At 32.7% G+C, this 11,657-nt stretch carries 13 protein-coding genes; 8 read left to right on the top strand and 5 right to left on the bottom strand.

Annotated elements, in window-relative coordinates; genetic code table 11:
• Positions 1 to 1,050, top strand: a complete 1,050-nt coding sequence (locus ACWA1B_RS00310) for a helix-turn-helix domain-containing protein (RefSeq protein ID WP_456903752.1) — start codon at positions 1 to 3, stop codon at positions 1,048 to 1,050.
• Between the two features lie 115 nt (positions 1,051 to 1,165).
• Entirely contained in the window at positions 1,166 to 3,559 is a 2,394-nt protein-coding gene (locus ACWA1B_RS00305) for a TonB-dependent receptor domain-containing protein (protein ID WP_456903750.1), read from the top strand.
• A 253-nt stretch (positions 3,560 to 3,812) separates the two neighbouring features.
• On the opposite strand, the gene ACWA1B_RS00300 is transcribed toward ACWA1B_RS00305, so the two are convergent.
• The 4 genes from ACWA1B_RS00300 to ACWA1B_RS00285 all read right to left on the bottom strand — a co-directional run bounded on the left by ACWA1B_RS00300 (position 3,813) and on the right by ACWA1B_RS00285 (position 6,250).
• Positions 3,813 to 4,010, bottom strand: coding sequence for a hypothetical protein (locus tag ACWA1B_RS00300; RefSeq protein WP_456903748.1), 198 nt, complete (start codon positions 4,008 to 4,010; stop codon positions 3,813 to 3,815).
• A gap of 42 nt (positions 4,011 to 4,052) precedes the next feature.
• Entirely contained in the window at positions 4,053 to 4,214 is a 162-nt protein-coding gene (locus tag ACWA1B_RS00295; protein WP_456903746.1) for a hypothetical protein, read from the bottom strand.
• Between the two features lie 210 nt (positions 4,215 to 4,424).
• Complete coding sequence (locus ACWA1B_RS00290) at positions 4,425 to 5,684, bottom strand: aspartate kinase (RefSeq protein ID WP_426483725.1); 1,260 nt, start codon at positions 5,682 to 5,684, stop codon at positions 4,425 to 4,427.
• Positions 5,685 to 5,749: 65 nt separating this feature from the next.
• Positions 5,750 to 6,250: a GNAT family N-acetyltransferase gene (locus ACWA1B_RS00285; protein ID WP_456903744.1), complete on the bottom strand. Its 501-nt coding sequence runs from the start codon at positions 6,248 to 6,250 to the stop codon at positions 5,750 to 5,752.
• A 171-nt stretch (positions 6,251 to 6,421) separates the two neighbouring features.
• On the opposite strand from ACWA1B_RS00285, the gene fbp reads away from it, so the two are divergent.
• Complete coding sequence (gene fbp / locus ACWA1B_RS00280; RefSeq protein ID WP_456903742.1) at positions 6,422 to 7,429, top strand: class 1 fructose-bisphosphatase; 1,008 nt, start codon at positions 6,422 to 6,424, stop codon at positions 7,427 to 7,429.
• Positions 7,430 to 7,490: 61 nt separating this feature from the next.
• Positions 7,491 to 7,892, top strand: a complete 402-nt coding sequence (locus tag ACWA1B_RS00275; protein WP_456903740.1) for a hypothetical protein — start codon at positions 7,491 to 7,493, stop codon at positions 7,890 to 7,892.
• A gap of 123 nt (positions 7,893 to 8,015) precedes the next feature.
• Here ACWA1B_RS00275 and ACWA1B_RS00270 read toward each other — a convergent pair whose 3' ends face one another.
• On the bottom strand, positions 8,016 to 8,447 hold the full coding sequence (locus ACWA1B_RS00270; protein WP_035653359.1) for a TerB family tellurite resistance protein: 432 nt from the start codon (positions 8,445 to 8,447) through the stop codon (positions 8,016 to 8,018).
• Positions 8,448 to 8,617: 170 nt separating this feature from the next.
• Here ACWA1B_RS00270 and ACWA1B_RS00265 point away from each other — a divergent pair, with 170 nt between their 5' ends.
• Genes ACWA1B_RS00265 through ACWA1B_RS00250 form a run of 4 tightly spaced genes read left to right on the top strand, consistent with a single transcriptional unit; the run spans position 8,618 to position 11,609 of the window.
• Positions 8,618 to 9,211, top strand: a complete 594-nt coding sequence (locus ACWA1B_RS00265) for a HupE/UreJ family protein (RefSeq protein WP_035653361.1) — start codon at positions 8,618 to 8,620, stop codon at positions 9,209 to 9,211.
• A gap of 5 nt (positions 9,212 to 9,216) precedes the next feature.
• Positions 9,217 to 9,648, top strand: coding sequence for a deoxycytidylate deaminase (locus ACWA1B_RS00260; protein ID WP_132987561.1), 432 nt, complete (start codon positions 9,217 to 9,219; stop codon positions 9,646 to 9,648).
• Positions 9,648 to 11,231: a S41 family peptidase gene (locus tag ACWA1B_RS00255; protein WP_456903738.1), complete on the top strand. Its 1,584-nt coding sequence runs from the start codon at positions 9,648 to 9,650 to the stop codon at positions 11,229 to 11,231. Before ACWA1B_RS00260 ends, ACWA1B_RS00255 begins: the two co-directional genes overlap by 1 nt.
• Positions 11,232 to 11,243: 12 nt before the next feature.
• Positions 11,244 to 11,609 carry a nuclear transport factor 2 family protein gene (locus ACWA1B_RS00250; RefSeq protein WP_456903736.1) on the top strand — a complete coding sequence of 122 codons (366 nt, stop codon included), beginning with the start codon at positions 11,244 to 11,246 and terminating at the stop codon, positions 11,607 to 11,609.
• Positions 11,610 to 11,657: the final 48 nt, after the last annotated feature.

Below are 11,657 nucleotides of genomic sequence, written 5' to 3'. Positions count from 1 at the left end.
ATGAGTATAGGTAAAGAAATACTGTTCTTTTTTGGAGCTTTGGGCGCCTTCAACGGATTTATTCTGAGTCTGTATTTTTTGTTTTTTACCAAAAAAAAATATCTTTCCAATCTTTTTCTTGGCGCGCTTTTATTTGTTTTAAGTACGAGAATTTCGGTTACGGTTTTTGTTTATTTTAATATTGATTTACCCAAAATTGATCTTCAAGTTGGACTTTCGGCTTGTTTGTTAATCGGTCCGTTTTTGTATTATGTTTTAAAATCAGGAATCCGAAATAGTATTTCTAAACAATGGAAGTGGCATTTAGGAATTTGGATTGGTACAATTTTAATAATAGGTTTTGTGTTTCCATATCAAAATTATCCCGTTTTATGGAATGATTATTTTGTTGCTTTAATTTTCTTTCAGTGGTTTTTCTATATTTTTCTTTCAGGTTTTGAAAGCCGATTATTGCTTCAAAAAGTAATTCAGCATTACAGCAAATCAACTCCTTCCGAAAGATGGTTTGGAATAATTTTTCTGGGAAACGCATCACTATTTATCTCGTACTTTTTAGGATTTTCCAGAGTGCCTTTTGTTTCCTGCATTACAGGTGCGCTTGCCTTTACTTTTATTTTATATCTGATCATTCTGGTGCTTTTATACAGAAAAAGAACCGATGATTTATTTCTTCTAAACATTCAAAAAGACAAAAAAATGAACAATGAAGAAGCTTTAATTTTATCTCAAAAGCTGGAAAAAATCATGAATGAAAAAGCCTTATATAAAAACCCGAATTTGAGTTTAAAAGATTTATCTGAAGAAATAAATGTATCAAGCCATCAATTGTCCCAGTTTTTAAATAATAGTCTGGGCAAGAACTTTACAAGTTTCGTGAATGAATTCAGAATCAATAATGCTTGTGAAATTATTGCCTCAAACGATAAACTAACATTAGAATCTGTTGGTTACGATGTTGGTTTTAATTCGAAATCAACCTTCTTTGCAGCGTTTAAAAAACATACTGGAACTACACCATTAAATTATCAAATTCAGGCTTTACAGCCATAAAATAGAGTATCGATTTATAAATCCGTACTCCTGATTTCACTTTTGATTACCTCGTTTCGTGATTTTGAACTGACTTTTGTTGCTGCAAAAAGTCAAATCTTAATCCCTAAATTTTATGAGGTTTCTAATTCTGGTTTTCATTTATTTTTATTTTTTTCTTTTTAATTCTGTGTCATCAAGAGCGCAATCAATCCAAAAAATTTCGGGCAAAGTTGTTAATCGAAATAACGAGTTGATGATGGGAAATGCATCTGTTCTTTCTGTTCGCGATTCTGTAATCATAAAGCAACAGGATTTCTTAGACGGCGTTTTTCAATTATCAGATATCAACCAAAATGAAATTATTCTGAAATTGACTTCGACAGAATTTGCAGATCAATTTTTGAGCATAAAATTTTCAAATTTATCAAACATTGATTTGGGCTCCATTATAGTTTCAGAAAATAATAATAAGTTAAATGAGGTTGTAGTAAAAAGCCAGCCTTCATTATTAAAATATGGTGCCAACGGAAATATCGATGTCAATGTAAAGGGAACTGTTCTCGCAACGAGTAGTTCGGTAAACGAATTGTTGGGAAGAGTGCCAAATGTTGTGGTTGCCGACGGAGAAATCAGCGTTGTCGGAAAAGGAGAAGCCGTTATTTATCTCAATGGAGTTTTGATTAATTACGAAAGGTTTGCGGCAATTCCGGTTTCGCAAATTCAGAAGATCGAAGTCATTTCCAATCCTTCTGCGAGATACGATGCCGAAGGAAAAGCGGTAATCAATATTATGACCAAACAAAATATTGAAAGCGGTATAATGGGAACTGTCAATCAGCACGTAACAGTTTCTAAATTTGGCGGGACAATTTATAACACGCTTTTTGATTTTAATTATTCTAAAGGAAAGTTTTCTTTTGTAACCAATTACGGTTTGCAGTTAGGAAGAAATCGAGAATTGCTGTATACTACCAGAACACGTCCCAATCCTGATGATTTTATGAAATCTGAATTGACAACTGATTGGAAAAGAAGATTTAATAATTATTCTAATTTCGGATTCGGACTTCAATATAGTTTTTCTCCAAATAATTATATTTCATTGGCTTATAGCGGAAACGTGAATGATTTAGGCGGAATTACAGAAAGCAGGAATTCCATAACCAACAATTCAGGAAATAGTTTTTATGCCACAGATGTTGACCGAAACGATGTGTTGTTAAACCAGTTTATCAATTTGAATTATAACTGGACAACCGATAAAGGTTCTACACTGTTTATAGGGTCTCAGTTTTCCAATTACAATCAAACTATACGAGATTTTATTGAAGAAAGCAGTTTGGCAGAACAAACAGATTCTGAAAGATATTTGAAGAATAATGTTGGAAGTCGAATCAATATAACCGCAGTTCAAGCCGATTATTTGAAGAAAATTGATGAAAAAACAAAACTTGAAGTAGGAGCAAAATTAAGTCATGCCACGATAAAATCAGAAACAGATTTTCTGATTGCGGATGATAATGTAAATTTTGAGTTGGACGATGAGCTTTCGAGTGATTTTGAATACAATGAAAAAATTGCGGCTGCTTACTTTAATTATATTGGAACATTAAACAAAAAAGTCAATTTTTCTCTTGGCGTAAGAGCCGAAAAAACAAGTTATGATTTATTCACAAATGCCAACGGAATTCAGAAATTTGAGAAATCGTACCGTAATTTTTTCCCAAATGCACTTTTAAATTTTGATCTTTCAGAAGATTGGAAAGGACATTTTTCTTATGTTTCCAGAATTACAAGACCCAGATATCAGGCTTTAAATCCGTATGTGATTTATCAAGATCCGTTTACGACTATTGAAGGAAATCCGAATCTTCTTCCAGAAAAGACACACGCTTTTGAAATAGGCACGATGTACAAAAAGTTGGATTTTAAAGTTGGCTACACTTATAAAATTGATCCGATTTCTGCGGCGGCTTTACGTGGCGACACACCAAACAGCTATATTTTAAGAGCGCTGAATCTTGAAAAAGGGCATACATTTTTTACTTCACTATCCAGATCTTTCAATATCAAATGGTGGAATTCTGTTAACACAGCAAGTATTGCCTGGCAAAAATCTGTAGACAATTATTATGCATTTGCTTTTAGCCCCGTGGAGCCTCAGATTTATTTATATACTAATAATACATTTACGATTCCTAAGCTTTTTAAATTGCAGCTTTTGGCCTGGTATTTAAGTGATAGGAGTTATGGATTAGGAAGTGAAAATGGCCGTTCGACTGTGACTTTAGGAATAGAGAGAAATTTTTTCAAAGATGCATTAAAACTCAATTTTACCGCAAACGACATTTTTCATAAGTTTATGGTTTCTGGCGATTATAATGTCGGACAGACTCAGATTTATTATCACCGAACGTATAGTACGGATTATTTTAAATTAATTGCAACATACAGTTTCGGAAATTCTAAAAAGGCGACTTATAGAAAATCAGAAATTGAGCAAACGGAGAATAATAGAGCGAGGTAAATTACTTGATACTTTCTGAAATAACCATTAAAACAAGAATCAGAATAACACAAATAAACACCGAATTAGGATTTGCAAAATTAATAGTCCAGCCAAATTCTTTTATTTTTTTAGGAGGAAACATTCTTTTGTATTCTGGGTTATAATAAAAGAATTCCCCAAACCCAATTATTAGGATCGTTATGCCAATTGTTTTTTTCTTTTTCAGATGCTTTTTGATTTTCCATATCAGTAATCAGTAGAAAGATTGTTATTACTTATTCGTTTTTCCTTCTTTTAGCTGTGTATAGGTAATGAGAATTCCAATTGTAGCTAGAAAAGGACCAATCACTAATCTAAAATCTGAATAAGAAATATCTTTGACGTCTTTTGTGAGCAACGGACTTAAAGATATACCGATGTATAATAAACTAAAAATAATAATAACAAGTAAAAAGTTCTTTTTGGTCATTTTAAGTTTTTTAGATTATTACTATTCTCTTTGTTTTTTGGGTTAATTTTTTTTGAAACTCAAACCAATTATATTTACGATGAAAGCGACTAACAACAAAAGCATCATATTGGCAAACATTTTGTCTGACAGAAAATGTTGATTGGCATTAAGCATCATAAGAGCTACAACAACCCACGTCATGATTTTTACACTTTTATACATAATATATTGTTTGGTTTTAAAATTATTCTATGGTTAACAGATTTTATATTTTTGATAAATGTAGTAATTTTCTATTAATAAATTTAATGTGAGGAAATAATAAAAGAAGAGTGTCAAAAAGTGAAGAGTATATAAAAAAGGCTCCACCAATTAAGTGAAGCCTTTCGAAAATATATTTGAATTGAAATAATTACCTTTTATAAAGCAATATTAATTGAGCTCTTTAGTCACGATCTGCATAGTTTCACGGCTAACTTGTTTCAGTAAAACTTCTTTATCTTTTTCAACCGTTTCAGCAGCTTGTTCCGTAAAGTGACGTATTGTATATAAGGTTACATTTTCGCTGTAATCAACTTTGAATTTTTTCGAAAGAATCGCATTCAAATCATTGAAGTTTCCAAATTTATCTTCCACACAAACAGAGAAACTAATCGCCGAATTCTGAATCAAATTCACTTTGATTTTAAATTCGTGGAATAAACCAAAAATCTCACTAATGTTTTCTTCCATAATGAAAGAGAAATCAATTGAAGAAAGTGAAATTAAAAGTTGCTCTCTTTTTACGATAAAACATGGATATTGTGGCTCCAAATCAACTCCTTTTGAAACACAAGTTCCTTTTAATAACGGATTGATAAATGATTTTACGTATAATGGGATTTCTTTTTTTTGTAATGGTTGCAATGTTTTTGGGTGAATAACCGTTGCTCCGTAAAACGCTAATTCGATAGCTTCACGATACGAAATCTGGTTTAGCAAACTAGCATTTTCAAAATAACGCGGATCGGCATTCATAACGCCAGGAACGTCTTTCCAGATCGTCACGCTTTCAGCATTTAAGCAATAAGCAAAAATTCCGGCAGTATAATCAGAACCTTCACGACCAAGAGTTGTAGTAAAATTGTTTTCGTCAGCACCTAAAAATCCTTGTGTGATATTTAGCTGTTTTCTTGGGACATTTTTGCTGATGTTTTGTTGAGTTGCTTCCCAATCTACTTCGGCATCTCTATAGTTTGCATTGGTTTTAATGAAATTACGAACATCAAGCCATTGCGTTTGAATTCCTCTGAAATTCATATAGTGACTTAAAATATTTGTAGAAATCAATTCTCCAAAACTTACAATCTGATCGTAAACAAAGTTATAATTTGGTGATTTATTGTGCGCTAAAAAATATTCAAGTTCAGCAAATTGCTCATTTACAGCTGCAAAAACCTGATGTTTTTCATCTTCAAATAAATCCAATAATATTTGATTGTGGTATTTTTTTATTTCCTGAACAGAAGAATTTAATTCTGCCGATTTATCAAAGTAATTCTTTATTACAACCTCAAGAGCATTTGTTGTTTTTCCCATAGCCGAAACTACAAGAATCACGTCTTCATAACCTACTTTTTGCAAAACGTCGTATACGTTTTTAATTCCATCTGCATCTTTTACCGATGCTCCTCCAAATTTAAATACTCTCATTATTAATTTATAGATTTTTAGTTTTTAGATTTCAGATTTGAGGCGAAATCCTATATTTTTTGTTTTTATAATTTTTCTAGAAACGAATTAACTCCAGCTTCGTCCATTTGAACAACTTGCCAGTCTTCCAGAATTCTTGCGCCAGAATTCTTGTAAAAATTAACTGCAGGTGTATTCCATGCTAAAACATTCCATTCGACTCTTCGAACACCATCTTTTTTTCCTTGTTTCATGATTTCAGCATAAAGCGCTGATCCTAAACCAGTACCACGCATTTTTTCTTTTACAATCAAATCTTCAAGATGTATTGTTTTTCCTTTCCAGGTTGAATAACGGTAATAGTACAACGCAATTCCAACTATTTCTTTTCCGTTTTTGCTTTCTTCTGAATTACTTTCAATTTCGGCAACGAAAACCTGAAAAAGCGGTTTTTCTCCAAATCCGTCACGAACTAAATCTTCTTCTGTAATTACGACAGCTTCCGGTTCTTTTTCGAATATTGCCAGCTCCTGTATTAGCCCTAAAACCGATTTCATGTCTTCGGGATTTCCTTTTCTAATATTCATTTATTCGTATTATTAAGTGTTTATTAGCTAAAAAAGCATTTATTTATAAGGTACTTTTTGCTATTAATTAGCAAATATACAATAGTAGCAAACTAACAAAATAATTTTTAAATCATTCTCACAAAATAAGCGATATTTGTGACTTTAAATTAAAACTATAACGATATAGCAATGGAAGAACGCAATAAAACACTGGGAGAGTTTATTATTGAGAACCAAAAAGCATTTCAGTATTCGTCGGGAGAACTTTCCCGGATTATTAACTCTATACGTTTGGCGGCAAAAGTCGTGAACTATAAAGTTAACCAAGCAGGACTTGTGGATATTATTGGCGCGGCAGGCGAACAGAATATTCAGGGAGAAGACCAGCAAAAATTAGATGTGTATGCCAACGAAGTATTTATCCAGACGTTAATAAACCGTGAGATTGTCTGTGGTATTGCTTCAGAAGAAAACGACGATTTTATAACTGTTCAGGGGAGCGACAACAGTCATAATAATAAGTACGTGATCTTGATGGATCCACTTGACGGATCTTCAAACATTGATGTAAATGTTTCTGTAGGAACGATTTTTTCTGTTTTCAGAAGAATAACGCAAATAGGAACTCCGGTAACAATCGAGGATTTTTTACAACCGGGAATCAATCAAGTGGCAGCAGGTTATGTAATTTATGGAACTTCAACAATGCTGGTTTATACAACTGGACATGGAGTAAATGGTTTTACATTGAATCCGGCAATTGGTACATTTTATCTTTCGCATCCAAATATGAGGTTTCCGGAAAACGGAAATATCTATTCGGTAAACGAAGGGAACTATGTTCATTTTCCGCAAGGAGTAAAAAATTACATTAAATATTGTCAGCGTGAAGAAGAGGACAGACCTTATACGTCACGATATATAGGAAGTTTAGTAGCCGATTTTCACCGAAATATGATTAAAGGTGGTATTTATATTTATCCGACAAGTTCAAAAGCGCCAAAAGGAAAACTACGTTTGTTATATGAATGTAATCCGATGGCATTTATTGCGGAACAGGCGGGAGGAAAAGCAACAGACGGTTTTGGAAGAATTATGGAAATCCAGCCGACAGAATTGCACCAAAGAGTTCCGTTTTTCTGCGGAAGCAAAAATATGGTTGAAAAAGCCGAAGAATTTATGGCAGAGATTGAATAGCGGTAAGATTCTTTTACGCAACCTTTTTGTGTTTTCAATATCTATTAAATAAAATAGACTTATGAAAAATATATTTGTTTTAGTTGTCTTGGTTTTTGCTTTATTTGGTTGTTCTAGTGATGATTCGTCATCTCGTTTTTCTAAGGAAGATTCGTCTGAGTTAAGAATTCGATTGTCAAATGCCAGTAAATTCAATTTTCAAAATATTACAGTAAATACTACAACTGGCAATGTGAATTTTGAGAATGTAAATTCTGGTCAGAAGACAAACTATAAAGGTTTTTCGTTTGCGTATAGCTACGCATTTGTTGAATTACAAATTGAAGGGAAAACTTATACATTACAACCTATTGATTATGTTGGAGAAACACCATTGGAAAAAGGAAGCTATACTTATGAAATTACCGCAAATGATTCTCAAAATCAATACGGAAAATTGAATTTGAAATTAATTAAGGATTAATACACAATTCAGTTTTATGAAAAAACCCGACATATTTCAAAAATATGTCGGGTTTATAATTTAAAATGTATTTCAATTTTTCGATTATGTAACTATAAACTACGACCGAAAACTGAAAAACTATTATTTATGCATGTGCTGCATTTCATAGATAAAAGTGTCGCCGTCAACTTTTTGGTCAACTAATGACAATGCTTTTGCAATGATATAATCTACGTTGCTTGGCGTGAATCCTAGCGCAACACTTATCTTTTTTAACAATACTTCTTGTTTATCTTCAAGATGATGATCAACATGTACCATTCTTGTTAAATCATATAAACGCTCTAAACGCTGAACATATGAATAAGGTGGATTGATTGGATATTTTAATGGATCGCTAAGAATTTCTTCGTATTCCGATTCTGTAATTTCTAAACGAGAAGCAAGTTTGTCTAAGAAGGCTTTTTCTTCTGGATAAACAACTCCATCTGCTAACGCTACACGAACGATAGCTGAAAAGTGCCCTTTGTTTCTTTGCTTGAATTCGCTATCAAATAATTCTGAAAATGACATAATTAATTAAGATTTTTGTTAAACAAAGATAAAAGTTATTTTAATTTATAATTTTAAATTTCTCATAAAATTTAACTTATTTTTCTGCGTTGTTTTAGAGGAGGACTTCACGACATTTTCAAAATAAATCGTAAGTTTACATCCCCTAATCATTTAATATTACAACCCCTATGTCAGAATTTTGGATTTATTTTCAGATAGGATTAAAACACGTTTTAGATATCCACGCCTACGATCACGTTCTTTTTTTAATCGCACTAACAGTTCCGTATTCATTTAAAGACTGGAAACGCATTTTGTTGCTTGTTTCTGTTTTTACAATTGGTCATACTTTAGCTTTAATACTTTCGGTTTTCGGAATAATTGCTGTCAAAGTAAATTTGGTCGAATTTTTAATTCCGATTACCATTTTGATAACAGCTTTATATCATTTGTTTACGGCAGGAAAAGCTACTAAAAATGAAGGTGTAAATTTAATTTTTATGGTTACGTTGTTTTTTGGAATAATTCACGGACTTGGATTCTCAAATTATTTTAAAACAATTTTAGGTGGTACCGCAACGTCAAAATTAGTACCTTTAGGAGAATTTGCATTAGGAATCGAAGCAGCGCAGTTAGTTGTAGTTTTTGTAGTTTTGGTACTATCATATATAGTGCAAACCGTATTTCGTTTTTCAAAACGCGATTGGGCACTTGTAATGTCGGCTTTTATTGTTGGAGTTGTGATTCCGATGATTATCGAAAGCCCTATTTGGAACAGATAAAATAAATGGAAATAAAAAAATTAAACAAATACGATAAAGCTTATTTGAGAATTGCGAAAGAATGGAGTTTGCTTTCTTATTGCAAACGCAAACAAGTAGGCGCCATTATCGTAAAAGACCGAATGATTATCTCTGATGGATACAATGGTACGCCGTCGGGATTTGAAAATTGCTGCGAAGATGAAGAAGGTTTAACCCGTTGGGATGTATTGCATGCCGAAGCAAATGCAATTTTGAAAGTAGCACGGTCGACACAATCTTGCGAAGGCGCAACTTTATATATCACACTTTCGCCTTGTAAAGAATGCAGTAAATTAATACATCAGTCGGGAATAAAAAGAGTGGTGTATAAAGATGGATATCGTGATGATTCTGGAATTCAATTTTTAATAAAAGCAGGTATCGAAGTCGAACATATTCCTGTTTTAGAAGAGTAATGAAATTTAATCCAAAATATTTGCCAATTGTCATTGGAGCAACTTTTGCTCTTGGAACGGTGCTCGGAAGCTTGATGAATGCTCCCGCAGATGATCAGCTTTTGGCTAAAAATTACTCTAAAACCAAATTAAATAAACTGATCGATTTTATCAATAATGAATATGTCGACAGTATCAATACAGATTCAATTGTAAATCTTACAGTTGATAATATTCTTTCCAAATTAGATCCGCACTCTGTTTATATTCCGCCAAGCGAACAAGCCGAAGTTGCCGAAAGCATGAAAGGCGATTTTGTTGGAATCGGAATTAATTTTTATATGTATAAAGATTCAGTTGCGATTATAAAACCTATCGAAAATGGGCCTTCTGCGAAAGCGGGATTAAAATCAGGGGATCGAATTTTATTTGCCGGAAAAACAAAATTATTTGGACGAAAATTGCCTTCTGATAGTTTGTTTTCCAAATTAAAAGGACTTCAGGGTTCTGAAATTGAGCTTACCGTTTTTAGAAAATCAGAGCAAAAGAAACTGAAATTTAAAGTAAGAAGAGATGTTATTCCGATAAAAAGCGTTGATGTGTCTGTATTGGTCGGAAATTATATAGGTTATATCAAAATAAACCGATTTGCCGAAACGACTTATAATGAGTTTAAAACCGGTTTAACGAGATTAAAACAAAGTGGAATTCAGTCGCTGATAATTGATCTTCGAGACAACGGCGGCGGTTATATGGAAGAAGCTGTAGCAATTGCCGATGAGCTTTTGAAAGACAAACAGTTGATTGTTTTTACGAAAAATAAAAATGGTACTACTGAAAAAACATATGCAACAAAAGCAGGAAGTTTTGAAACCGGTAAAGTTTATGTTTTAATAAATGAAAACAGCGCTTCAGCAAGTGAAATTTTAGCCGGAGCAATTCAGGATAATGATCGAGGTATTATTGTCGGACGTCGTTCTTTTGGGAAAGGTTTGGTGCAGCGTGAAATGGATTTTAATGACGGATCAGCGGTAAGATTGACTGTGGCACGTTATTATACGCCAACCGGAAGATCGATTCAAAAGCCGTATAAAAAAGGAAATGAAGAATATTTTAAAGAATCAGAATCCAGAATAAAATCAGGAGAACTTTATGCAAAAGACAGTATCAAAGTGGCGGATTCTTTGAAATTCAAAACACCAAAAGGTAAAATCGTTTACGGCGGCGGCGGAATAGTTCCAGATGTTTTTGTTCCGATGGAAGCAGAACATGGAAATGAAAATGTTGCGTATTTGCTTCAAACCGGAATTGTAGGCCATTTTGTTTTTGAAGAATTGGATAAAAACCGAAAAGCATTTGCCGGACTTCATTTTAATGAATTTTTAGCCGAAATGAAAAACTCAGATGTTTATTTTAAAAAGTTCAAAAACTACGTAGCAATAACGGGTCTTGATTTGAAATTAGATAAAACTAAAGCCTTGGTAAACCGTTATATAACAGCTGAATTTGCAAGACAATTGTTTGGCGAAATATATTATTATAATGTAGTTTTAAAAGAAGACGCGATGATCAAGTCGGTTTTGAGTCCAAAAAAACAATCCTGAAACATTTAAAATATGAAAACAGAAGCCGTTGTAAATGCTGAAATCGAACTTTTGACAGCCATTAAAAATGCTGATGTTTCAACTCTAGAAAAAATCCTTCACGACGATTTACTTTTCAATTTACCTGACGGAAATACAATTACAAAAGATTCCGATTTAGATTCCTATCGTTCGGGAAAAATGCAAGTCGAATCATTAGAAGCTTCAGATCAAATTATTAATATAATTGATGATATAGCTGTTGTAACTGTAGTAGTTTCATTAAAAGGGACTTATGATAATACTCCACTAAATGGTGTTTTGAAATATATCAGGGTTTGGAAACAATTTGATGAAAATTTAAAAGTTGTTGCTGGAAGCTGCATTCCATTGGCATAAATTTTGGTTTAAAAATAATATTAACTTAAAACAGAAGGTAGCAAGCAT

The sequence above is a fragment of the Flavobacterium xizangense genome, assembly GCF_054075145.1.
Note: the sequence above shows the minus strand (reverse complement) of the source record. Positions and strands in the feature narration are given on the sequence as shown.

What these genes read in the sequence shown, in the direction of transcription:
- ACWA1B_RS00310 (WP_456903752.1), top strand. Translation starts at nt 1, where the DNA reads ATGAGTATAGGTAAAGAAATACTGTTCTTTTTTGGAGCTTTGGGCGCC.
- ACWA1B_RS00305 (WP_456903750.1), top strand. Translation starts at nt 1,166, where the DNA reads ATGAGGTTTCTAATTCTGGTTTTCATTTATTTTTATTTTTTTCTTTTT.
- ACWA1B_RS00300 (WP_456903748.1), bottom strand. Translation starts at nt 4,010, where the DNA reads ATGACCAAAAAGAACTTTTTACTTGTTATTATTATTTTTAGTTTATTA.
- ACWA1B_RS00295 (WP_456903746.1), bottom strand. Translation starts at nt 4,214, where the DNA reads ATGTATAAAAGTGTAAAAATCATGACGTGGGTTGTTGTAGCTCTTATG.
- ACWA1B_RS00290 (WP_426483725.1), bottom strand. Translation starts at nt 5,684, where the DNA reads ATGAGAGTATTTAAATTTGGAGGAGCATCGGTAAAAGATGCAGATGGA.
- ACWA1B_RS00285 (WP_456903744.1), bottom strand. Translation starts at nt 6,250, where the DNA reads ATGAATATTAGAAAAGGAAATCCCGAAGACATGAAATCGGTTTTAGGG.
- fbp (WP_456903742.1), top strand. Translation starts at nt 6,422, where the DNA reads ATGGAAGAACGCAATAAAACACTGGGAGAGTTTATTATTGAGAACCAA.
- ACWA1B_RS00275 (WP_456903740.1), top strand. Translation starts at nt 7,491, where the DNA reads ATGAAAAATATATTTGTTTTAGTTGTCTTGGTTTTTGCTTTATTTGGT.
- ACWA1B_RS00270 (WP_035653359.1), bottom strand. Translation starts at nt 8,447, where the DNA reads ATGTCATTTTCAGAATTATTTGATAGCGAATTCAAGCAAAGAAACAAA.
- ACWA1B_RS00265 (WP_035653361.1), top strand. Translation starts at nt 8,618, where the DNA reads ATGTCAGAATTTTGGATTTATTTTCAGATAGGATTAAAACACGTTTTA.
- ACWA1B_RS00260 (WP_132987561.1), top strand. Translation starts at nt 9,217, where the DNA reads ATGGAAATAAAAAAATTAAACAAATACGATAAAGCTTATTTGAGAATT.
- ACWA1B_RS00255 (WP_456903738.1), top strand. Translation starts at nt 9,648, where the DNA reads ATGAAATTTAATCCAAAATATTTGCCAATTGTCATTGGAGCAACTTTT.
- ACWA1B_RS00250 (WP_456903736.1), top strand. Translation starts at nt 11,244, where the DNA reads ATGAAAACAGAAGCCGTTGTAAATGCTGAAATCGAACTTTTGACAGCC.